Source organism: Nocardia arthritidis, assembly GCF_011801145.1.
Lineage (GTDB): Bacteria > Actinomycetota > Actinomycetes > Mycobacteriales > Mycobacteriaceae > Nocardia > Nocardia arthritidis_A.
Window position 1 is genome coordinate 1,883,508 of sequence record NZ_CP046172.1, and the last position, 22,477, is coordinate 1,905,984.

Sequence of the window (22,477 nt, forward strand, 5' to 3'; positions counted from 1 at the left end):
TCGCCGGGGCGCTGGGTAAGCTGTGGCAGGTGACCCGTTCAGAGTTGAACGCGCCCACGTCGAAGGCGACCGGTTCGGTGTGGGAGCGCAAGAAATTGCACGCCATGCGCGAGATCCAGCGCGTCGCCCTTGATCTCTTCGATGAGCACGGCTTTCGAAATGTGACGGTGGAGCAGATCGCCACCGCGTCCAATGTGTCCCCCAGCTCGATCTACCGCTACTTCGGCACGAAGGAGGCGCTGATCCTGTGGGACGAATACGACCCGCAATTCATCGAGCTGCTCGCCCAGGAGGGCGGCGAGGTGGTGACGCCGGCGGAGTTCGTCGGCATGATTCGCGCGGCGGTGCCCGCGCTGGTGCAGGAATTGGCCGCTGACGAGGAGCGCATCCGCCGCCGGATGCGATATGTGGTGAGTCAACCCGATGTGCGCGACGGCCTGGCCCGGCAGACCAGGCAGCTGGAGGGCGTGCTGCGCGCGGTGATCGCGCAGCGCATCGGCCGCGGCGCGGGCGATCTGGATGTCCGGCTGCTCGCGGCCATCGCGGCCTGGGGTTTCGACGCCGCGCTCGACTACTGGGGGGAAACCGGTTTCGAACTGCCGCTCGCGGATGCGCTGACCTATGTGATCGAGGCGCTTACCCGCAGTGCCGAGGCGGTCCTGTCGTTTCCGCCGCCCGATCTAGGGCCCAAGGACACTCCCGGACAATCCTGAAAGTCACTTGCAGGTTACGGTGCCGGAGGCGTAGAGTCACCGGTTACGTGATAGTCACTGTCTAAATTTTTGGGGTGGCGGCATGATTTCAGGGGAATCTTCTAACCCGTACCGCACGATCGTCGTCGGGGCCAACGGCTCCGCGAGCTCGTTCGCGGCACTACGGCGGGCAGCGATATTGGCCAGGGTCGCGCGGGCCGAACTGGTCATCGCCTGCGCGTACGACCGGGCATACGGGGCGGATCGACATTCCCCGATCGGATCGTATAAGGACGCCGAACATCTACTACAGGTCACCGCGGCCGTCGACACCATCCTCCAGGCGGCGGTCGGGCATGCCGAGGCGCTGGGGGTCGAACGGATAACGCCGTTCGCCGTGCCGGGTACACCCCGTGACGGATTGCTCAGTGTGGCAACGGATTACGAGGCTGACCTGATGGTTATCGGGAACAGGGAAGCGGGCTCGAGCGCGGTCTGCGACTGGGTCGGGCCGGTCGGTCACGCCGTCGCCAACCATTCCGAGGCGGACGTGCTGCTGGTCCGGCCCCGCGGGCGCTTCGGCTGTTGTTCGCCGCTGGCCGGGGACGAGGTGGCGCGATGACCAGGATCCTGATGCTCGGCGGGGCCGGGCAGATGGGACAGTCCGCGGCGCGGATACTCGCCGCCGCACCGGCGGTCGATCGGCTCGTGCTCACCGATCTGGATGCCCGGCGTGCCGCGGACTTCGCGAAAACCTTGGGCCCCAAGGCTTCCGGCATCGGGCTCGATGTCACCGACGAACTCGCGCTGCGCGCCGCACTGGCCGACTGCGATCTGGTGCTCAACACCGTCGGCCCGTATTTCCGCTTCGGCGAACCGATTCTGGCCGCGACCATCGCCGCCGGACGCAACTACATCGATATCTGTGACGACTGGGAGCCGACGCTGGCCATGCTGGCGATGGACGAAAAGGCCCGTGCGGCAGGTATTTACGCGCTGGTCGGAATGGGTAGCAGTCCGGGTGTCGCCAATATGCTCGCGGTGACCGCGGCGCGTGAACTCGACACCGTGGACAGCATCGTCACCGCGTGGAGCGCCGAGGACGCCCGCACGGCGGTCTCCGACGACGGCCCCAGCGCCGCCTTCGTGCACGGCATGCACCAGATCAGCGGCAGCATCAGGGTGGTCTGCGACGGCGTCCACGTGGATCGCCCTGCGCTGGAACGGATTCGGATCGACTACCCGGGCATCGGGCGCGGTGTGGCATGGAGCTTCGGGCATCCCGAGGCGGTCACCCTCGACCGGGCCTTCCCGGAACTGCGCGGCAACACCAACGCCATCGTCGCGGACAACCTGTTCATCGGCGTATGTCATCTGCTGCGCTGGGCGGTCGGCGCAAAGCTGTTCACGGTCGACCGCGCCGCCGCCGTCGCGCATCGCATCGTCCCTCTGCTGCCCGCATCGGGTCTCATCAAACCGGGCGCCCTGCCCCGCTGTTCGCCGTGGCCACCGGTTTGAAGGGTGGTGAAAAAGCCACTGTCGCAACGGCTCTCGCCCAGGCCCCCGGCGCCGGCATGGCCGAGAACACCGGCGTCCCACTGGCCGTCGCCGCCCTGCTGCTCGCCGACCGAACCGACGCCAAACCAGGCGTCCACACCCCCGAAACCCTCCTCGACCCCAAGGACTTCTTCGCCGGCTTCGCCCCCTACTGCATCGGCAACCCGCCCCCCGACGCCATGACCGCCACCACCCGCTCCTGGGCCACCCCCGACGAAAACCGCGAAAGTCTCCGCGTCTCCCTCCTCACGGCCTTCTTCGCGGCCTGAACGTTGGGGCGCAGCTCCCTCGATACGGGCTGTTTGCCTCGGTACGGGGAATGATCCCGCGAGATTCCATCGGCGGGACCGAATCGGCTGGTTAACGCGGGTTGGGTGGGTGGCGATATTTGAGCACACGAAAGTCGTGCCGGGTGATCGCTGAGCGGTGGGGACAGTCGGAGTTCGACAGGAGTACAGCTGTGGCCACTACACAGGGCGTGGCGGCGGGGACCGGCACGCTGCAGACGTTCACGTTGGACGATCTCGCGCAGTACACGCGGGAGGGGGAGTTCGGGGTGACGGCCAGCCCGGATTTCCGGGTGTTCTATGTCGGCCGCGACGATGTGCACGGGGTGCTGGTGCACCTGTTCAGCCGGGTGCGGTTGAGCGTGAAGATGAATATGTTCGGCTACGACGATGACGAGCTGAACGATCTGATCTTCGGGCTGGCGCAGGATCCGACGGTGATGGTTCAGGTCACCCTCGACAAGTCACAGGCCAACGGGGTGCACGAGAAGCAGATCCTGGCCTCCGATACGGCGAAGGATCCGGCGGTGTTCGCGGCGGATTTCGCGGTGGGACAGTCGGCGACCCATCAGATCAGCCACACCAAAGGCGGTGTGCTGGACGGGATCGTCGCCTTCGAGGGTTCGACGAACTGGTCGAGCTCCGGCGAGGGCATCGGCATCGCCCTCGGCAAGGCGAAGCAGGCGCCGGGATTCAAGGCGCAGAACAATTCGCTCGCGGTGTACACGAATCCGTATGAGATAGCGAAGTTTTCGGCCAGGCTCGACTACGAGCACGGGATCGCGGCACATCAGCCGCAACCGCAGATCTGACCGGAACCAGCCCGATCCCGTTGACCACCAACGGGATCGGGCACGGCGTCAGGCTACCGCGACCAAGCGGGCCTGATTCGCGGTGACGTCGTCGGCCGCCTCGTTGGCGGCAAGCTCGGCCTGCACGCGGTCCCGGTAGCGGGTCACCTCGCGCTCGACATCCGCTGCCTCCCAACCGAGATGCGGCGCGATGAGCTCCGCGATCACCGGCGCGGCGGTGAGACCGCGATCGGCCACCTCGATGGAGATGCGGGTGCGTCGGGTCAGCACATCGTCGAGATGCAGTGCGCCCTCGTGTGTCACGGCGTACACGGCCTCGGCGGCGAGGTATTCCTCGGCCCCGGGCAGTGTTTCAGCCAGCGCCCGGTCACCCTCGATGAGCTCGAAGATGTCGGCGATCGCGGAACCGTAACGGCCGAGCAGATGTTCGACGGTGGCCGTCGGCAGTCCGGCGCGCGCGGCGACACCGGCGACGTCCTCGGCCAGTTCCTGGTAGCCGACGGCGCCGAGCAGCGGCAGCTTATCGGTGACCGACGGCGCCACCGCGCGGCCGAAGCCCTTGACGGCGGCGTCGACGACGTCGGCGGCCATCACCCGGTAGGTGGTGTACTTGCCGCCCGCGATCACGAACAGACCCGGAACCGGTTCGGCGACAGCGTGTTCCCGCGACAGCTTGGTGGTGTCGCTGGACGAGGCGCCCGAGAGCAGCGGCCGCAGCCCCGCGTAGGTGCCGACGATATCGGCCTCGGTGAGCGGTTCGCGCAGCAGCGAATTCACGTGATCGAGGATGTAGCGGATATCCGCCTGACTTGCCGACGGGTGGTTCTTGTCCAGCGCCCAGTCGGTGTCGGTGGTGCCGATGATCCAGTGCGCGCCCCACGGGATCACGAACAGCACGCTCTTCTCGGTCCGCATGATCAGACCGCTGTCGAGATCGAGGCGCTCGCGCGGCACCAGGATGTGCACACCCTTGGAAGTGCGCACGTGGAACGGGAATTCGACGCCCGTCATCCGGTTCATCTCATCGGTCCACACGCCGGTCGCGCTGATCACGCTGCGTGCGCGCACGGTGTATTCGTGGCCGGTCTCCAGATCGGTGACCTGCGCGCCGACCACCCGCTCGCCCTCGCGCAGCAGGCCGGTCACCTTGGTGCGGGTGAGTACGGTCGCGCCGTGCCGCGCGGCGGTGCGGGCGATGGTCATGGTGTGGCGCGCGTCGTCGACCTGCGCGTCGTAGTACCGGATCGCGCCGGTGAGCGCGTCGTGCCGCAGCGCGGGCGCCAATTCCAGTGCCCGCGAACGCGTCAGGTGCCGATGCATGGGCAGGGCCCTGGCGCCGCCCATGGTGTCGTACAGCGCGACGCCCGCGCCGATGTACGCGCGCTCCCACACCCGGTGCTGCAGCGGGAACAGGAACGGCACCGGGCGCACCAGGTGCGGGGCCAGCTTGCGCAGCAGCAGGCCGCGCTCCTGCAGCGCCTCCCGGACCAGCCAGAAGTCGAGCTGTTCCAGGTAGCGCAGGCCGCCGTGGATCAGCTTGCTGGAGCGGCTGGACGTGCCCGCCGCGAAATCCCTTGCCTCGACCATGGTTACGGTCAGGCCGCGGGCCGCCGCGTCGAGTGCGGCGCCGGCGCCGACCACGCCGCCGCCGATCACCAGCACATCGATTTCGTTGTCACCCAGCGCGTTCAGCGCCGCGGCGCGGTAAGTGGAGTCCAATCGTGCGGACACTGTGATCTCCTTGCTTCGTAATCAATAGAACGTTCTGGGCTACCGGGTGATTCCGGTCAGTCGTCGACATCCACCCAGTCGAGGGTGCGTTCGACGGCCTTCTTCCAACGGCCGTAGCCCTTTTCGCGCTGCTCCTCGGTGTAGGTGGGCTCCCAGCGCTTGGCTTCCTGCCAGTTCTGTTCCAGCTCATCGGTATTGCGCCAGAACCCGACCGCGAGACCGGCCGCGTACGCGGCGCCGAGCGCGGTGGTTTCGGCGACCACCGGCCGCGATACCGGAACGCCGAGGAAATCGGCCTGCAACTGCATGCAGAGTTCGTTGGCGGTGACGCCGCCGTCCACCCGCAGCGTCTCGAGTTTCACACCGGAATCGGCCTGCATCGCCTCGACCACGTCGCGGGTCTGGTAGCAGATGGATTCCAGTGTCGCCCTGGCCAAATGGGCGTTGTTGCTGAACCGGGACAGCCCGACGATGACGCCGCGCGCATCCGAGCGCCAGTACGGCGCGAACAGTCCGGAGAAGGCGGGCACGAAGTAGACGCCGCCGTTGTCCTCGGCCTGCCGGGCCAGCGATTCGCTCTGTGCCGCACCGGAAATGATGCCGAGCTGGTCGCGCAGCCACTGCACGGCCGAACCGGTGACCGCGATCGAGCCCTCCAGCGCGTACACCGGCTTGGCCTCGCCCAACTGGTAGGCGACGGTGGTCAGCAGGCCGTGCTGCGAGCGCACGATTTCGGTTCCGGTGTTGAGCAGCAGGAAGTTTCCGGTGCCGTAGGTGTTTTTCGCCTCGCCGGGCCGGAAGCAGACCTGGCCGACGGTGGCCGCCTGCTGATCGCCGAGCACGCCGGCCAGCGACACCGCGCCGCCGAACGGGCCGTCGGCCCGGGTGGTGCCGAACAGTCCGGGATTCGAGGACGGTGCGATGGCGGGCAGCATGGCCCGCGGAATCCCGAAGATCGCCAGCAGTTCGTCGTCCCAGTCGCAGGTCTCCAGGTCCATCAGCATGGTGCGGCTGGCATTGGTCGGATCGGTGATGTGCACGCCGCCGTCGACGCCGCCGGTGAGGTTCCACAGCAGCCAGCTGTCGGTGGTGCCGAAGATCGCGTCACCGCGTTCGGCATCGGCGGCAACGCCGGGGACGTTGTCGAGGATCCAGCGCAGCTTGCCGCCGGAGAAGTAGGTGGCGGGCGGCAAACCGGCCTTGCGCCTGATGGTTTCGCCGTGGCCGGCGCGCTCGAGTTCGGCGGCGATCTTGTCGGTTCGGGTGTCCTGCCAGACGATCGCGTTGCAGTACGGCCGCCCGGTCTTGCGGTTCCACACCACGGTGGTTTCGCGCTGGTTGGTGACGCCGACCGCGGCCAGGTCGCTCGCATCCAAATTCGCCTGGGTCAGGGTGGTTTGGATGACGGCGCGGGTGCGCTCCCAGATCTCGGTGGGGTTGTGCTCGACCCAGCCCGCGCGCGGCAGGATCTGCTCGTGTTCCAGTTGGTGGCGGGCGATTTCGTTGCCGCCGTGATCGAACACCATGAAACGGGTGCTGGTCGTGCCCTGGTCGATGGCACCGACATACCGACTCATGACTCGAGTCCTTTCAGGAAAAGCAAAGGGAGAGAAGGGAAATCAGAAGAAGAAGTGTGCCGCGACGCCGGCCAGCAGGCCACCCGCCAGCGGGCCGAGGACCGGCACCCAGGCGTAGCCCCAGTCGGAGTCCTTGCGGTTCGGCGCGCCCGGGTTCTCGGGCAGCTCCGCGCTACCCGCGGCGACCGGAACCCGTTGTGGCGCGGTCTTGTTGACGGGCAGGAGGGCGTGCGCGATGCGCGGCCCGAGGTCGCGGGCGGGGTTGATGGCGTAACCGGTGGGTCCGCCGAGCGAGGCGCCGATGCCGACCACCAGCAGCGCGGCGGCGAGCGGGCCGAGGCCGGTCTGGGTGTGACCGAAGGCGAGGATGCCGAAGACCAGCACGAAGGTGGCGATCACCTCGGTGAGGAAGTTCCATCCGTACGCCCGGATCTCGGGGCCGGTGGAGAAGACGCCGAGCTTCTTGGCGGCGTCGGGTTCGGCGTCGAAATGCCGCTTGTAGGCGAGGTAGGCGGCGACCGCGCCGAGGAACGCGCCGAACATTTGCCCGCCGAGATAGGCGACGGTGTTGGCGAATGTGACGTCGATACCCGGTGCGTATTGATCCGCGCCGCTGGCCAGGATGCCGATCGTCAGCGCGGGGTTGAGGTGGCCGCCCGATTTATAGGCGACGTAGGCCCCGGCGAGCACGCCGAACCCCCAGCCGAAATTGATCATCAGCCAGCCGCCGTCGAAACCTTTCGACTTGTTCAGCAACGCGTTCGCGACCACGCCGGCGCCGAGCAGCAGCAGGATTCCCGTGCCTAGTGTTTCGCTCAGGAAGATCGAGCCGAAGTTCACCGTTGAGCCTCCGTTTAAAGCAGCCGCACCATCGCGGCCGAGTCGAGGCTGACGTTACGACCGGATTACCGGTGCGGACAGCGGACACGTTCGACAATGTCGAACGCTTTCGGTAGAGGTGGGATGTATGGCCCGCTAAAGTCCGGACTCTTGGAGTCGCCTATGGCGTGGCTCACACTGTGTTTGGTGGTATCGAATGTGTTGCTGTGCGGTTACCGCGTGTTCGACATTGTCGAATGAACAGGATCCGGCTATGTTTCCGCACATGCTGTTCGGTTTCGCCTCCTGTCGTATCCGGGGGCACTGACCGCTCATGCCTGGACCGATCCAATCGATCGAACGGGCCGCGGCCGTGCTGCGGCTGCTCGCCCGCGGCTCCGGCCGGCTCGGTGTCGGCGATATCGCCGCGGCGCTCGACCTCGCGAAGCCCACCGCCCACGGAATCCTGCGAACCTTGCAGGGTGTCGGCTTCGTGGACCAGGACCCAGGCACCGGAAAATATCGGCTCGGCACCGCCCTGCTGAGCCTGAGCACCAGCTACCTCGATGCCAATGAGCTGCGGTCCCGGGCGCTGAACTGGGCCGACGCCCTCGCCTCGCGCACCGGCGAGGCGGTGCGGATCGCCGCGTCGGTGGCTGACGCGGTCGTCGTCGTACACCATGTCTTCCGGCCGGACAACAGCGAACAGGCGCTGGAGGTGGGGGAGGAGCTCCCGGCACACGCCACCGCGCTCGGCAAGGTGCTGCTCGCCTACGACACCGAACTGGCCGCCGCGGTCCGCGGCAGCGAACTCGTCCGGCTGACCCGCCGCACCATCGTCGATCGGGCCGCGCTCACCAGGGCGCTGGCCGCGGTCCGCCAGTCCGGCTGGGCGGGCGACACCGAGGAATTCCGGCCGGGCGAGGCCGGAATCGCCGCGCCCATCCGCAGCCACGGTGGTCTGGTGGTCGGTGCGATCGGGATCAGCGGAACGGTAGATCGTTTGTGCGACAGTCAATTACGATTCAGACAGCCGCTGATCGGCCAGGTCCGCAGTGCGGCACAGTCGATTTCGCGCGACCTCGGTGCCGGGCAGTGACGGCGCACCGCATCGGCGCAACCTCCGTCCTTCCGGCGAATTCGGAGTTACAGGCGAAACCAGTTGGCCAGCAAATAATTTCAGACAGTTCCCAACGAAATCGCCCGGGCCCCCGCGCCCGCACGAACGACGGAATCGTGACAGCGTCGGAATAGCGGAATTTCGGCCGAGTTGGCCGAATTGTGACCAAGCCGACTGGACGACATCCGGACGACGGATCGCCACCGAGCCGGGACGACGGGATCGCCGACAGAGAGGCAGCGAAAAACAGATGGCGCAACAGTATGTGCTGGCGATCGATCAGGGCACCACCTCCACCAGGTGCATCCTGTTCGATCAACGCGCTCGCCTCGCGGGCGTGGCCCAGCGGGAGCATCAGCAGCGCTATCCGCGACCCGGCTGGGTCGAGCAGGACGCGATGGAGATCTGGCGCAATGTGGAACGCATTGTGCCGCAGGCGCTGCGCGATTCCGGAATCACCGCCGATCAGGTCGCGGCCATCGGTATCGCGAATCAGCGGGAGACCACCGTGGTGTGGGACCGCCGCACCGGCGTCCCGATCCGCCGCGCCATCGTCTGGCAGGACGTGCGCACCGAGGAACTGGTCAGCGAACTCGCGGAAAAACCTGGGGCGCAACGTATCCGGGAACTATGCGGCCTACCGCTGGCCACCTACTTCGCCGCGCCGCGGCTGCGCTGGCTGCTGGACAACAGCGCGGGCCTGCGGGACCGCGCCGAACGCGGCGAGGTGCTGTTCGGCACCATGGAAACCTGGCTGATCTGGAATCTCACCGGCGGCGCCGACGGCGGCGTCCACCTGACCGATGTCACCAATGCCAGCCGCACGCTGCTGATGAATCTGTCCACTCTCCAGTGGGATTCGGAATTGCTGGCGTTCTTCGGAATTCCGGAGGCGATGCTGCCGCGAATCCAGGCGTCCACCGCGCCATACGGAAAGACCAGCACCGTGGTGCCGGGTATCCCGATCGCGGCGGCGCTCGGCGATCAGCACGCCGCGTTGTTCGGGCAAACCTGTTTCGCGCGTGGGGAAACCAAATGCACCTACGGCACCGGCGGCTTCCTGATGATGAACACCGGCAGCGAACTGGTGCGTTCCGAACACGGACTGCTCACCACCATCGGCTATCAGATCGAGCGGGAACCGGTGTACGCGCTGGAAGGGCCGATCGCGGTGACCGGCTCACTGGTGCAATGGATCCGGGACAATATCGGTTTGGTGGCCAGCGCGCCGGAGATCGAAACCCTCGCCGCGACGGTCGAAGACAACGGCGGCTGCTATATCGTGCCCGCGTTCTCCGGGCTGTACGCGCCGCACTGGCGCAGCGACGCGCGCGGCGTGATCGTCGGGCTCACCTCCTATATCACCAAGGGGCATCTGGCTCGTGCGGTGCTGGAGGCCACCGCGTGGCAGACCCGCGAGGTGGTCGACGCGATGAACGCCGACTCCGGGCTGCAGGCGCGCACGCTGCGGGTCGACGGCGGAATGACCGCGGACAACCTGCTGATGCGCATCGTCGCCGATGTACTCGATATCCCGGTGGTGCGCCCGTTCGTCGCCGAAACCGTATCGCTCGGCGCGGCGTACGCGGCCGGACTCGCCGTCGGCTACTGGCCGGATCTGGAGGGGCTGCGCCGCAATTGGCGGCCCGCCGCGCAGTGGACGCCGCGGATGGATCCGCGCGAGCGCGCCGACGAATACGAGAACTGGCAGCGCGCGGTCGCACTCACCTTCGGCTGGGTGCGGCGCAAGAACCGTTGACGTAAAACTCGCGCGCCACGCCGGGTGTGGGAAGAACCCAAGTGGCGATGCCGTGTCCGAAACGTTATGCTCTTGCGCGAGATTCGAAACTGCCTGTCGGTCCGCGTATTTGGCGTGGGCTGCCGAGCTGACCCGGGAAATTGGAACGGGCCCAAGGGATTACCCGTTTTCCTTTGGTGCGCGCGAGTGCGGAAGTGCGGAACTTGTCACAGTCATTGAATCCGCCGGATGGCGAATCCGGGGAGCCGGCCGCGCGCCTACCCTATTCGGTGCTGACGACGACGGCCGCCGTCACCGCGGTCATCGTGCTGGTCTCGGTGTTCTTGGCACCGGCCGATTTTCGCCTACCGCTGGCCATCGGTTCGGGGATTGCCGCAATTGTGCTGTGCGCCACCATAACCGCCGCCGTCTATTACCGAGGCGAGGCGGTGCGGGCGAAACAGGTCGCCGCCGCATCGGTCGCCGAGGCCGCTGACAGCGTCGCGGCCGCCAACGAGACCATCGCCACCGCGAATACCGCGGCCTACGAGGCGATCGCCGCCGCGAACGAGGCGGCCCAGGCGCACGCCTGGACGGCCAAGGACAGCGAAAGCCGAAGGGCCGCCGCGATGGCCGCGTTCGCGGGCGCGGCGGGCCGGATGCAGGCCATGACCACCAGCATGCTCGCCGAACTGCGCGAGATGGAGCACCGGCACGCCGACCCCAAGGTGCTCGCCGACCTGCTGCACCTGGATCACCGCACCGCGCAGGCCGGACGCCTCGCCGACAGCATCGCGGTGCTCAGCGGCGCGCGCTCCGGCCGCCGCTGGGCCAAACCGATTGCGATGGAATCGATTCTGCGCGGCGCGATGGGCCGGGTCGCCGGTTATCAGCGGGTCCGGCTGCGCGCCATCGCCGAGATCGCGATCGCGGGCCACGCCGCCGAGGGCGTCATGCACGCGCTCGCCGAACTCATCGACAACGCGTGCAATTTCTCGCCGCCCACCACCGAAGTGCACGTCTACGCCGCGGAGGTGCCCGCGGGCGTTGTGCTCACCATCGAGGACAGCGGCCTGGTGATGAGCGAATCCGCGCTGCGCCGTGCGGAATCGGCGGTGTCCGGCGGCGGCGCCGCGGCATCGGACCTGTCCTCGCTCACCGGAACCCGGCTCGGGCTCGCGGTGGTCGGCCACCTCGCGCGCAAACACGGCCTCACCGTTTCCTACCGGCCCTCCGCCATCGGCGGCACCGCGGTGGTCGTCGTGGTGCCGAGGGATCTCACCGCCCGCCTGGACCGTTCGCAGACCGGCCCGATGGCCGCGCTCACCCCGCCGCCGCAGGCGCCCGCCCCCGAACCGGTCGCGGTGCCCGCCCTCGCCACCGCCGAATCGACGCTGCCGAAGCGCCGCCGCGGCAGCACGCTGGCCGCGGTGCACCCCGACGGCCTCGCCGCGCCGCGTGCCGTCGCCGACCCGGTCGACGCGCCCGCGAAACCCGCGGCGCTGGGCGCGTTCCAGCGCGCCATGGCGCGCCGCGACGCGGGCGATCCGCCGCCATCCGCCCCGCCCCCGACCGTGGAGAACGATCGATGACAACGTCCGCACCGGCCCAACTCACGTGGCTACTGGAACAACTGCTGACCCGGACTCCGCACGCCCGGCATGCCCTGCTGCTATCCAGCGACGGCCTGAAGATCTGCCACACACCGGAATTGAGCGTCGACAAGGCCGACCAACTCGCCGCCATCGCGGCGGGCATCCAGAGCCTCTCGCACGGTGCGTCGGTGGAATTCGGCGACGGCCGCAGCGGTGTGCGCCAATCCATGACCGAGTTCTACGGCGGCATCCTGTTCATCGTCGAGGCCGGTAGGGGCGCGCATATCGCGGTGATCGCCGCCGAGGAGGCCGATGCGGGCCTGGTCGGGCACAACATGCGTGAGCTGGTGGAACAGCTCGGCGACCATCTGTCCGCCGCGCCCCGGGTGACCGGCGCGGGCACACGGTGACCGGGAGTAAGCCGTGACCAGGGGCAGACCCGGGCGCGACGACGACCCGGACCGGCTCTACACGCTGACCGGCGGCCGCAGCAGGCCGGACTCCGATGCCTTCGACCTGGTCACCCTGGTGGTCAGCGAATGCGAACCGGTGCCGGGCATGCAATCCGAACATGTCGCCATCCTCGATATGTGCCGGGCCCCGACGGCCGTCGTCGAGATCGCGGCCGAGCTGCGGCTGCCGGTCGGCATCACCACCATCCTGCTGTCGGATCTGCTGCACGCGGGCAAAATCTCCGCCCGCCATCCGCAGGCCCGGGTGAATTCACCGGGCATGCCGTGGGAGACGCTGCCCGACGCATCGACACTCGAGAAGGTGCTCATTGGACTCCGCAGTCTTTGATCCTCGGCCCGCCCGCGCCGACGCACCGCTACACAGCAGCACCAGCAATGGACTGAAGATCGTCATCGTCGGCGGTTTCGGCGTCGGCAAGACGACCATGGTGCGTTCGGTGAGCGAGATCCGGCCGCTGGACACCGAGGCGACGATGACGAATATGGGTGTCGGCGTGGACGATCCGACGGGTGCGCCGGGAAAGAACACCACCACCGTCGCTTTCGACTTCGGCCGCATAACCATCGACGCCGAGAACGTGCTCTACCTGTTCGGCGCGCCCGGACAGGAACGCTTCTGGTTCCTGTGGGACCGGCTGTTCGCCGGTGCGCTCGGCGCCATCGTGCTGGTGGATCAGCGCCGGATCGCCGACTCCTGGTACGCGATCGACCGGCTGGAGCATCAGAAGACGCGATTCATCGTGGCGTGCAACAACTTCGGCGATACGCACCGGCCGGATGAGGTGCGCGACGCACTCGACCTCGATCCGCAGGTGCCGCTGGTGGTGTGCGACGCCAGATCCCGCGAATCCTGCAAAGAGGTACTGATCACCCTGGTCGAACACATCTACGCGGCCCGCACCGACACCCGACCGGAGACGATTTCATGACAACGCCGAGCCCCGCGCAGGCGGGCGCCAAGCACTGCCCCGTCGCACCCGGGAATGCGGTGCCGTTGAGCGGCCCGCGCTTCCACACCGACCCGCATCACCTCTACCGCGAGATGCGCCGCGATCACGGACCCGTTGTCGCCGTTGAACTTCCGGGTGGCATCCCGGCCTGGCTGGTCATCGGATATCGCGAATTGCACCAGGTGACAAGCGATCCCGAGCTGTTCCCGCGCGATGTGGGCCTGTGGAATCAGTGGCCGAACATTCCGGAGGACTGGCCGCTGCTGCCGATGGTCGGCACGCCCCGGCCGTCGATCTACTTCACCGCGGGCGCCGAACATCGCCGGCATCTCGCGATGGTGGAGCCCGCGCTGGAATCGGTGGATCCGTTCGAATTGCGGCGCGACTGCGAGGAATTGGCGGATCGGCTGATCGATTCGTTCTGCGGCCGCGGCGAGGCCGACCTGGTCGCCGATTTCGCGGTGCCGCTGCCGGTGCTCACCCTGGCCAGGGTGCTCGGCTTCCCGGACGAGGACGGGCCGGATCTGGCCTGGTCGATGCAGGCGCTCGCCGACGGCGGCGCCGATGCGCACGCCGGTTACCTGCGCTTCACCGAACATATGCAGCGGCTGCTGGCGAGCAAGAAGGCAAGGCCCGGTAACGATCTCACCTCGCGGATGCTCGCCTATCCGGCGCCGTTCACCGACGAGGAGTACATGAACGACCTGCAGGCGATCACCGCCGCCGGTCATCTGCCGACCTCCGACTGGATCGGTAATTCGGTGCGGCTCATGCTCACCGACGATCGGTTCGCGGCCGCGCTCGGCGGCGGCAGGCGCAGCATCGGCGAGGCGATGAACGAGGTGCTGTGGGAGGACACCCCGACCCAGATCCTCGCGGGACGCTGGGCCGCGCGCGATACCCGCTTGGCGGACAAGGTGATTCGCGCCGGCGATCTGCTGCTGCTCGGCCTGGCCGGTGCGAATGCGGACCCGCATGTGCGCCAACATCTTTCCGGTAGCGCCGAGGCGATCAGCTCCGGTAACAGCGCGCATTTCGCGTTCAGCTACGGCGAGTACCGCTGCCCGTTCCCGGCGCAGCAGATCGCCGAGATCATCGCGCGCACCGGTATCGAGGTGCTGCTGGACCGGCTGCCCGATATCGATCTCGCGGTGCCCGCACAGAATCTGGTCCGGCGGCCGTCGGCCTTCCTCCGCGGTATGACTTCACTTCCCGTTCGTTTCACCCCTGTTCGTGCCGTCGGAGGTACACCGTGACTCAAAGTTGCCCACACGCAGAGCTGATTGCGATCGATCCGATGGTGGGTGATCTGGCGGGGGAGACCGCGCGACTGATCGCCGCCGGCCCCATCACGCGGATCGATCTGCTCGGTGTCCCGGCCTGGACCATCACCGAAACCGCCTTGGCCAAAGAGCTTTTGGTGGATCCCAGGCTGATCAAGGACATCAACGCCTGGTCGCTGTGGGCCAGCGGCGAGGTGACCGAGCAGTGGCCGTTGATCGGCATGATCAACGCGGGCCGGTCCATGTTCACCGTCGACGGCCCCGAGCACCGGCGACTACGCATCAAGACCACCCAGGCGCTGACGCCGCGCAGGCTCGAGGACATCCGCCCGGCCATCGAGCGGCTCACCGCCGAACTCCTCGACGACCTGGCCGCGGCGGCGGCCGGTGGCGAGGTGGTCGATCTCAAGACCGCATACGCCTACCCGCTGCCGATGCGGGTGGTCAGCGAGCTGATGGGGGTCGATCGCGCGGACCACCCGATGCTGCTCGACTCGTACAAGAAGTTCTTCTCGCTGCTCACGCCGCAGGACGAGCGGCTGGCGATCATCCAGATGCAGCACGAATATTTCACCGAACTGGTCCGGGCGAAGACCGCCGAACCGACCGACGATCTGACCAGCGCGCTCATCCAGGCCGAGGACGGCGGCGCGCGGTTGACCGAGGAAGAGGTGGTCGGCAACCTGAAGGCCATGGTCGCCGCCGGGCACGAGACCACCGTCGGGCTGATCCTCAACGCGGTGCGCGCGCTGCTCGGCGATCCGGCGCAGCTGGCCAAGGTCCGCGCGGGCGATGTCGAATGGAAGCAGGTGGTCGAGGAGACCCTGCGCTGGGATACGCCGACGACCCATCTGCTGATGCGCTTCGCCACCGAGGACATCACCGTCGGCGATACGGTGATCCCGAAGGGCGACGGCGTAGTCATGTCCTACCGCGCGATCGGCCGCGATGCCGCCGTGCACGGCGAGGATGCCGACGAATTCGACGTCACCCGGCCGACGGCCAACCGGCACTTGGCATTCGGCTACGGACCGCACGTCTGCCCCGGCGCCGCGCTGTCCCGGCTGGAGGCGGTCATCGCGCTGCCGGCGCTCTTCGAACGCTTCCCGGATCTGCGCTTGGCGGTGCCGGCCGAGGAACTGCGGAACCTGCCGGTGCTCACGCAGAACGACCTGGCCGCCTTCCCCGTATACCTCGCTTAGCTGCCGTATTTGGCCATGGCGCGTGCCACGATCGAGTCCAGGCTCGCGTGGTGTGCGCCTTTCCAGTAGACGTGGTCGCATTCGACGCATTGTGCGAAGGAGTCGTAGGTCTGGCCGGTTTGGTCGGGCAGTCGCAGGGTGTGTTTGTCGGCGGCGCGCAGGAGTCCGTTGCATGCGGTGCAGCGGGTCCACGGCCGTAGTTCCGGTGCGAATCGGGAGAGTACGTCGTCGAGCTGTTCGTCTGGGCGGTGACTGTAAACGTATGCGCCCGCGTGGATTTCGCGTCGGCGCAGCAGGCCGCGGTCGCGGGAGAGCAGTATTCGGTGCTCGGCGGCCGAGCGCTGTGCCAGCGCCGCGTCGCCGATATCCGGCTTCTCGTACGCCGCATCGATGCCGAGCAGCCGCAGCCGCCGCGCCAGCGTCCCGAGGTGGATATCGAGCAGGAACCGGATCGGTTCGGCATACCGCTGCGGGCGCACGACCGCACCGACCGTCACCTTCTGCCCGGCGCGCGGAATATGCGACACCGCGACCGCATCCCCGTCGACGGCGAGCGCGCCCACCTCGGTGAGCGGCATCCCCAATGCCTCGACGACATGCCCGAGCGTCGAAACCCCGTCCACCCGAGCGCCGAATCGCCCGCCCCGCTGCCCGACGAACACCAGCAACTCGTCCGCCACCTCGACTGTTATCTCCCCGGAGCCCACGCCGCCAGCATGCCAGGTGATGCGCCGGGCCGCCCGGGAGTTTCCCGGTGCCGGGATCAATCGCGATAGCGGAGCACCACGATGCCCTGCGCCGGATCCCCGGTGGACCCCGCCACGACGATGCGGCCGTCCGGCTGGATCGCCACGCCGTTGCCGTGTTCGGCCCGGCCGCCCGGATCGGTCGAAACCCGGCCGTTGTCACCGAAACCGGTGTCGGGTTTGCCGTCGGTGGTGTAGCGGGCGATGGCGATATTGTCCCCGGCGCCGTGGCTGGTGCCGACGACGACGATCTTGCCGTCCGCCTGTATCGCGACCGCCCGCGCGCTATCGGATTTGCCGCCGAAGTCGGTGGTCGCCTTGCCCGCGTCGCCGAAGCCGGGGTCGAGCTTTCCGTCCGGGGTGTAGCGCAGTACCGCGAAATCGTCGCCGTGCGCCGGATCCTGTGTGGATCCGGCGACGATGATGCGGCCGTCGGTCTGGACCGCCACCGCGTTGCCGCGATCCGCCTGTGTGCCGAGATCGGTGGAAACCTTTCCGTCGGTACCGAATCCGGTGTCGAGTTTGCCGTCCGGGGTGTAGCGGGCGAGCGCGATATCGTCGCCGGAGGTGGCGCCCTGGGTGGTGCCGACGGCCAGGATCCGGCCGTCGCTCAGCACCGTAACCGCCGCCGCCACATCGGATTTGCCGCCGAAGTCGGTGGAAACCCGGCCACCGTCGCCGAAGCTCGGGTCGGGTTTGCCGTCGGGGGTGTAGCGGACCAGCGCGAAGTTGTCGCCCTGCACCGGATCCCGGCTCGATCCCGCGACCACGATGCGGCCGTCGGGCTGGAGCGCGAGGGCGTTGCCGCGATCGGCCGGTGTGCCGAGATCGGTCCTGACCTTGCCGCCCGCGCCGAATCCGGTGTCCGGATTGCCTTCCGGGGTGTAGCGGGCGAGCGCGATATCCTCGCCGGTGTCGGCGCCCTGGCTGGTGCCCGCCACCAGGATTTTGCCGTCCGGTTGCGAGACCACCGCCGCCGCGGTGTCGGATCGGCCGCCGAAGTCGGTGGATACCTTGCCGCCGTCGCCGAAGCTCCGATCGAGATTTCCGCCCGCGGTGTAGCGGACAATGGCGAAGTTGTTGCCGTGCACCGGATCCTGTGTCGACCCGGCGACCACGATGCGGCCGTCGAACTCGATGGCCACCGCGACGGCACCGTCGGCGGGCGAACCGAAGCCGGTGCCGACCCGGCCGCGATTGCCGAATCCTGGGTCGAGCGTCCCGGCGACGGAGGCGGTATCGGTGGCGCAGGAACACAGGGCCGCCGCGAGAGCTGAGGCAAAGGCTATGTGGCGCAATGATTTTGCCGTCGACCGTGACGTGCGCAGCATTTGCGCTACCTCATTTCAAAATTTGAAGGGGTAGAACACAATTCGGCGGACCACGAAAAACGATCACAGTATGACCGCGGGTCACGCCCGGCACGCCGATTTGGCGGAGAATCGCGTCATCGATCGCGGCGACGTACCGGGCCGCCGGTTCGTAACGCGGACAATGGGTTTGCCGCTATTTGCGCGGCGGCGTCTCGGCGGTGCCGACCGTCCAGCCCGCGGCACGCAGCGTTTCGACACCCGCGTGGATCCGGGGGTGTCCACTGCCACCCGGCGCCCAGATCGACCAGTGGATCGCGATGCGCAGCGACAGTTCGAAGAACTGCCTGCCGAGCTGGAATTCGATCGGCGCGTCCAGGGTGTTGCGCCGCGGGCCGCACACCCAGTGCGCGCCGTCGAGGTTTTCGACCGGATGGTCCAGGGTCCAGATGCGGTCCTGTACCGAGATCGAGCCGTCCTCGTTCAATCGGCTGGTCGAGGGCAGGCGCACCATGCTGGCGCGGACCCACAGGTAGTCCCAGTTCATCCGGACACCCGCAGGATCGGACCCCACCGCGTTCGCGACGAAGCCGGATACCGTGTCGTAGTCCAATTCCTCGGCGACCGTGACCTGCTCGTCGGCCCAGAGCGGGCGGATCTCCAGCCCCTCCGGCGGCCGCGCGCTGCGCAGGACCCGGTACGGCGCAGCGGGTTTCGGTTTGTTCATCGGCCAGTCGAAATCATCCTCCCAATAGGCGGTGGACAGGCCGATCAGCAGCGGGCGGCAGAACAGCTCCGCGAAGTCGAATATCGCGCGCAGTGCGATGCGGGTGACCTCGGAATCGTCCGCGGCGTTCTGGGTGTCGTACCGCAGGAAAATCCCGTGTCCGGGTGACTCCAGCAGCCGCGGCAACCCTGCCGCGTCAGCGTTTTGCGCGATGTTCACTCGTCCAGCATGCCAGTGCCGTGCGGGGTCCGTCGCCGCGAACAGGTCTACCGACCGGGATGTAACGCGGTCCGACCGCCTGGTCAGCGGTAATAGCTGGGATGACTCGGTAAAAATTGGATCGATTGCGGCACAGGGTGATTGACGAATCGGACCGCGGTCCACCGGATTGCTGCCGTGAGCAGATCTGCTGTGGGCAGCGTGCCGAGATTTTCCAGGTGGAAGTACGGCACGGTAGGGGCATGGCTCAGGAAGATAAGACTCCGCTATTCAGTTGGCGCTCCCGCGAGCAGTTGCTCAGCCGCCGCATCCTGGTGCTCGACGGACCGCTCGACGACGACAACGGCACGCTGCTGATGACCCAGCTGCTCACGCTCGCCGCCGAGGATCCGGAGGCCGGGATCTCGCTGTGGATCAACTCACCCGGCGGCTCGGTGCCGTCGATGCTGGCGATCCGCGACATCATGCGCCTCATTCCGTGCGAGGTGTCCACGGTGGCGATGGGCACCGCCTACAGCGCCGGGCAGTTCCTGCTCTCCTCCGGCACACCCGGCAGGCGGTTCGCCCTCTCGCACAGCCGGATCCTGATGCATCAGGGCTCGGCGGGTATCGGCGGCGCCGCCGTCGATGTCGAGGTGCAGGCGGATGACCTGCGTCACACCGTGCAGACCGTGCTCGGCCTGATCGCCGCGGACACCGGGCAGACCTATGAGCGGATCTACGAGGATTCGCTGCACGACCGCTACTTCACCGCGGTCGAGGCCAAGGAGTATGGCTTCATCGATCACATCGTCGAATCGTTCGGGCAGGTCGTGCCCCAGCGCCACAAGATTGGTATCTCGGCATGAGCACTTACACCATTCCCAATGTCATCGCCCAGCATCGCGGTGGCGAGCGGATCACCGATATCTACTCGCATCTGCTCGCCGAGCGCATCATCTACCTCGGCACCGGTATCGATTCCGGTGTGGCCAACGCGCTGATCGCGCAGCTGCTGCACCTGGAATCGGAGAGCGCGGACCGGGAGATCAACCTCTATATCAACTGCGAGGGCGGCGATCTGTCGGCGGCGCTCGCCGTCTACGACACGATGCAGCACATCCACGCGCCCGTGCTCACCACCTGCGTCGGACAGGCCATCGCGGTCGGCGGACTGCTGCTGGCCGGCGGCGCGCCCGGACAGCGCGCGATGCTGCCGCATGCCCGAGTCGTGCTGCAGCAGCCCGCAGCCAGCGGGCGCGGCACCATTCCAGATCTGATCCTGGAGGCCGACGAGCTGGTGCGGATGCGCAGTGCGATCGAGGCGGTGCTGTCCAAGCACACCGGTCAGACGGTGGAGCGGCTGCGCCATGACACCGACCGGGACCGGGTGTTCACCGCGCAGGCGGCGGTGGAGTACGGGCTGGTGGACCGGGTGCTCGAGCCGCGGGCACTGGGCTGAGCGCCGACCAAGCGGGTACGGGACCGCTGGACTCGTCCGATCAGGCTGCCAGCAGCATGAGCGTCGGCGCGGTGCCGGATTGCGGTGCGCGCCGGGCGAATTCACGGTCCGTACCCGCCGCCATCGAGCGCAGCATGGCGGCCCGGCGGCGGCGCGCCCGCAGTTCGTCGGCCACCTGCTCGGTGAGCCCGCCGAGCGAGGTGCCGAGCGCACCCGCCAGCGCGGCGATCATCTCGCTGGACGGTTCCTTGCGGCCGCGCTCCACCTCGGACAGGTACTGCGGCGACACTCCGGCCCGCCCGGCCGTTTCGACCAGCGTTTCCCGCTGCTCCTTCCGCAGCGTTCGCAGCTGGTGCCCGAGTACCTCGCGCCACAGCGGTTCGCCGTCCTGGTCCGCTCGGCTCGGCCGGTCGTCGCGCCCGCCGGGGATCGAATGCAGTCGGGGATGCTCGGTCATGATCCGAGCCTAAATCCCCGGTCGTGCGGGCGGCCCGCCATTACGCTCTGGGCGTACACGCCGGCCCGTCGTAACCCAACAGCAACTAGACGTTACTTCTGATAACAGGTATTCTGCGTGTGTCCGCGGACACCGATGCCCGCGGTGTGACCAGACGAAACGAGTACCTCAATGACGCGGCATATCGACGTGCTGATCATCGGCGCCGGGATATCCGGTATCGGAATGGCCTGCCATCTCACCCGGGAAAAGACCGGGCGCGACTATCTGATCCTCGAGCGCCGCACGGCCATCGGGGGCACCTGGGATCTGTTCCGCTATCCCGGAATTCGTTCCGACTCGGATATGTACACCTTCGGCTACGACTTCCGGCCATGGCACGGAACCAAAGTGCTCGCCGATGGACCGAACATCCGGGCGTACATCGCCGATACGGCGGCGGAATACGGTGTCACCGAACATATTCGGTTCGGTCGTAAGGTCACCGACGCGAGCTGGTCCTCCGCCGAGAACCGCTGGACCGTCGAGGCACACAACGAGCAGACCGGCGAAATCGAGCATTACACCGCCGATTTCGTCGTCGGCTGCACCGGGTACTACGACTACGACAACGGGTACCGTCCGCGATTCCCCGGCGAGGAGAACTTCCGCGGACAGATCGTGCATCCGCAGCACTGGCCGGCGGATCTGAACTACACGGGTAAGCGCGTCGTCGTAATCGGCAGCGGCGCAACGGCTATCACGCTCGTCCCGGCGATGAGCCGCGACGCCGCACACGTGACGATGCTGCAGCGCTCACCCACTTACATCGCCGCGCTGCCCGCCGACGATCCGGTCGCCGTCGGCCTGAAGAAGGCGCGGGTGCCCGCCACGCTCGCGTACAAGGTCGGCCGCGCGCGCAATATCGCGTTGCAACGGGCCAGTTTTCAGCTTTCCCGCACCAATCCGGCGCTCTCCCGCAGGCTGCTGCTCGCGGCGGTGCGGGCGCAGGTCGGCCCCGGAATCGATATGCGGCACTTCACGCCCGACTACAACCCGTGGGATCAGCGGCTGTGCGTCGTGCCGAACGGCGACCTGTTCAAGGTGCTGCGCCGCGGTAAGGCCTCGGTCCTCACCGATCGGATCGAGACGTTCACCGAAACCGGCATCCGGCTCGCCTCGGGCGAGGAACTGGACGCCGACATCGTCATCAGCGCGACGGGGCTGACGCTGCAGATGCTCGGCGGCGCGACGCTGACCGTGGACGGCGCACCCGTCACCCTCCGCGACCACATCGCCTACAAGGGCGTCATGCTCGACGGCATCCCGAACGCCATGGTGGTGATCGGCTACACCAACGCCTCCTGGACGTTGAAGGCCGACCTGGCCGCCCAGTACTTCTGCCGCATCCTCAACCACATGCGGTCGCGCGGCTACACGAAATTCGTCGCGGTGGCCCAAGACGGCGACCGCTCCGACCAGTCACTGATGGGCGGCGCCCTCACCTCCGGCTACATCAAACGCGGCGAAGACGTGATGCCCCGCCAGGGCATCCGCGGCCCATGGCAGGTCATCAACAACTACTTCCGCGACCGAACCCTGCTGCGCAAGGGCCCAATCGAGGACGGCGTCCTCGAATTCACCACCGCCCACCACCAGTCACTCGCCGAATCCCGCATCGCCTAGGATTCCGGTCGGTCGCGGCAACCGCGTCTTTGTAAGGGACACAACTGAATTGGCGATGGCCGTGGTTGTCGTCAAC

Annotated in this window: 23 protein-coding genes; 16 read left to right on the plus strand and 7 right to left on the minus strand. The window is 67.5% G+C overall.

The genetic code is table 11. The features are described 5' to 3' along the window. Positions 1 to 29 precede the first annotated feature (29 nt). From F5544_RS08460 to F5544_RS08480, 5 genes are all read left to right on the plus strand, one after another. Positions 30 to 713 (plus strand): TetR/AcrR family transcriptional regulator, encoded by a 684-nt coding sequence (locus F5544_RS08460; protein WP_167472668.1) that lies wholly within the window; start codon positions 30 to 32, stop codon positions 711 to 713. Positions 714 to 795: 82 nt separating this feature from the next. Beyond that, positions 796 to 1,314, plus strand: a complete 519-nt coding sequence (locus tag F5544_RS08465; protein ID WP_167472669.1) for a universal stress protein — start codon at positions 796 to 798, stop codon at positions 1,312 to 1,314. Beyond that, positions 1,311 to 2,210, plus strand: a complete 900-nt coding sequence (locus F5544_RS08470; protein ID WP_167472670.1) for a saccharopine dehydrogenase family protein — start codon at positions 1,311 to 1,313, stop codon at positions 2,208 to 2,210. Before F5544_RS08465 ends, F5544_RS08470 begins: the two co-directional genes overlap by 4 nt. Beyond that, positions 2,195 to 2,518, plus strand: a complete 324-nt coding sequence (locus F5544_RS08475) for a hypothetical protein (protein WP_167472671.1) — start codon at positions 2,195 to 2,197, stop codon at positions 2,516 to 2,518. The genes F5544_RS08470 and F5544_RS08475 overlap by 16 nt, the downstream gene beginning before the upstream one ends. 191 nt (positions 2,519 to 2,709) lie before the next feature. Beyond that, entirely contained in the window at positions 2,710 to 3,348 is a 639-nt protein-coding gene (locus tag F5544_RS08480) for a hypothetical protein (RefSeq protein ID WP_167472672.1), read from the plus strand. 48 nt (positions 3,349 to 3,396) lie between these two features. Here F5544_RS08480 and F5544_RS08485 read toward each other — a convergent pair whose 3' ends face one another. From F5544_RS08485 to F5544_RS08495, 3 genes are read right to left on the minus strand one after another with little or no spacing between them, the layout of a single operon-like run. After that, positions 3,397 to 5,079 (minus strand): glycerol-3-phosphate dehydrogenase/oxidase, encoded by a 1,683-nt coding sequence (locus F5544_RS08485; protein WP_167472673.1) that lies wholly within the window; start codon positions 5,077 to 5,079, stop codon positions 3,397 to 3,399. A 56-nt stretch (positions 5,080 to 5,135) separates the two neighbouring features. Continuing rightward, positions 5,136 to 6,656, minus strand: a complete 1,521-nt coding sequence (gene glpK, locus F5544_RS08490; RefSeq protein WP_167472674.1) for a glycerol kinase GlpK — start codon at positions 6,654 to 6,656, stop codon at positions 5,136 to 5,138. A gap of 42 nt (positions 6,657 to 6,698) precedes the next feature. Beyond that, the gene (locus tag F5544_RS08495; RefSeq protein WP_167472675.1) at positions 6,699 to 7,496 is read right to left on the minus strand and encodes an MIP/aquaporin family protein; all 798 of its coding nucleotides are present in this window, start codon (positions 7,494 to 7,496) and stop codon (positions 6,699 to 6,701) included. Positions 7,497 to 7,809: 313 nt separating this feature from the next. Here F5544_RS08495 and F5544_RS08500 point away from each other — a divergent pair, with 313 nt between their 5' ends. The 8 genes from F5544_RS08500 (at position 7,810) to F5544_RS08535 (ending at position 15,836) form a co-directional block, all read left to right on the plus strand. After that, positions 7,810 to 8,574, plus strand: coding sequence for an IclR family transcriptional regulator (locus tag F5544_RS08500; protein WP_167472676.1), 765 nt, complete (start codon positions 7,810 to 7,812; stop codon positions 8,572 to 8,574). 271 nt (positions 8,575 to 8,845) lie between these two features. Beyond that, positions 8,846 to 10,354, plus strand: coding sequence for a glycerol kinase GlpK (gene glpK / locus F5544_RS08505; RefSeq protein WP_167472677.1), 1,509 nt, complete (start codon positions 8,846 to 8,848; stop codon positions 10,352 to 10,354). Between the two features lie 203 nt (positions 10,355 to 10,557). Further along, positions 10,558 to 11,925, plus strand: coding sequence for a sensor histidine kinase (locus F5544_RS08510; RefSeq protein ID WP_167472678.1), 1,368 nt, complete (start codon positions 10,558 to 10,560; stop codon positions 11,923 to 11,925). Next, positions 11,922 to 12,338 carry a roadblock/LC7 domain-containing protein gene (locus F5544_RS08515; RefSeq protein ID WP_167472679.1) on the plus strand — a complete coding sequence of 139 codons (417 nt, stop codon included), beginning with the start codon at positions 11,922 to 11,924 and terminating at the stop codon, positions 12,336 to 12,338. The genes F5544_RS08510 and F5544_RS08515 overlap by 4 nt, the downstream gene beginning before the upstream one ends. Before the next feature lie 13 nt (positions 12,339 to 12,351). Beyond that, a complete protein-coding gene (locus tag F5544_RS08520; protein ID WP_167472680.1) occupies positions 12,352 to 12,729 on the plus strand; it encodes a DUF742 domain-containing protein in 378 nt (125 codons plus the stop codon). Continuing rightward, positions 12,710 to 13,330 (plus strand): GTP-binding protein, encoded by a 621-nt coding sequence (locus F5544_RS08525; protein ID WP_167472681.1) that lies wholly within the window; start codon positions 12,710 to 12,712, stop codon positions 13,328 to 13,330. The genes F5544_RS08520 and F5544_RS08525 overlap by 20 nt, the downstream gene beginning before the upstream one ends. Continuing rightward, positions 13,327 to 14,607, plus strand: coding sequence for a cytochrome P450 (locus F5544_RS08530; RefSeq protein WP_167472682.1), 1,281 nt, complete (start codon positions 13,327 to 13,329; stop codon positions 14,605 to 14,607). Before F5544_RS08525 ends, F5544_RS08530 begins: the two co-directional genes overlap by 4 nt. A gap of 41 nt (positions 14,608 to 14,648) precedes the next feature. After that, positions 14,649 to 15,836, plus strand: a complete 1,188-nt coding sequence (locus F5544_RS08535) for a cytochrome P450 family protein (RefSeq protein ID WP_167472683.1) — start codon at positions 14,649 to 14,651, stop codon at positions 15,834 to 15,836. On the opposite strand, the gene F5544_RS08540 is transcribed toward F5544_RS08535, so the two are convergent. The 3 genes from F5544_RS08540 to F5544_RS08550 form a co-directional block, all read right to left on the minus strand. Further along, positions 15,833 to 16,543, minus strand: a complete 711-nt coding sequence (locus F5544_RS08540; protein WP_167472684.1) for a Mut7-C RNAse domain-containing protein — start codon at positions 16,541 to 16,543, stop codon at positions 15,833 to 15,835. The two genes, F5544_RS08535 and F5544_RS08540, sit on opposite strands and share 4 nt — an antisense overlap. A gap of 56 nt (positions 16,544 to 16,599) precedes the next feature. Further along, positions 16,600 to 17,913, minus strand: a complete 1,314-nt coding sequence (locus F5544_RS08545) for a hypothetical protein (protein ID WP_167472685.1) — start codon at positions 17,911 to 17,913, stop codon at positions 16,600 to 16,602. A gap of 175 nt (positions 17,914 to 18,088) precedes the next feature. Beyond that, complete coding sequence (locus F5544_RS08550; protein WP_167472686.1) at positions 18,089 to 18,838, minus strand: hypothetical protein; 750 nt, start codon at positions 18,836 to 18,838, stop codon at positions 18,089 to 18,091. 242 nt (positions 18,839 to 19,080) lie between these two features. Here F5544_RS08550 and F5544_RS08555 point away from each other — a divergent pair, with 242 nt between their 5' ends. Further along, on the plus strand, positions 19,081 to 19,686 hold the full coding sequence (locus F5544_RS08555) for a ClpP family protease (RefSeq protein WP_167472687.1): 606 nt from the start codon (positions 19,081 to 19,083) through the stop codon (positions 19,684 to 19,686). Next, complete coding sequence (locus F5544_RS08560; protein ID WP_167472688.1) at positions 19,683 to 20,279, plus strand: ClpP family protease; 597 nt, start codon at positions 19,683 to 19,685, stop codon at positions 20,277 to 20,279. Before F5544_RS08555 ends, F5544_RS08560 begins: the two co-directional genes overlap by 4 nt. 40 nt (positions 20,280 to 20,319) lie before the next feature. Here F5544_RS08560 and F5544_RS08565 read toward each other — a convergent pair whose 3' ends face one another. Further along, positions 20,320 to 20,736 carry a helix-turn-helix domain-containing protein gene (locus F5544_RS08565; RefSeq protein WP_167472689.1) on the minus strand — a complete coding sequence of 139 codons (417 nt, stop codon included), beginning with the start codon at positions 20,734 to 20,736 and terminating at the stop codon, positions 20,320 to 20,322. Between the two features lie 171 nt (positions 20,737 to 20,907). Between F5544_RS08565 and F5544_RS08570 the strand changes: the two genes are divergently transcribed. Continuing rightward, positions 20,908 to 22,401, plus strand: coding sequence for a flavin-containing monooxygenase (locus F5544_RS08570; RefSeq protein WP_167472690.1), 1,494 nt, complete (start codon positions 20,908 to 20,910; stop codon positions 22,399 to 22,401). Positions 22,402 to 22,477: the final 76 nt, after the last annotated feature.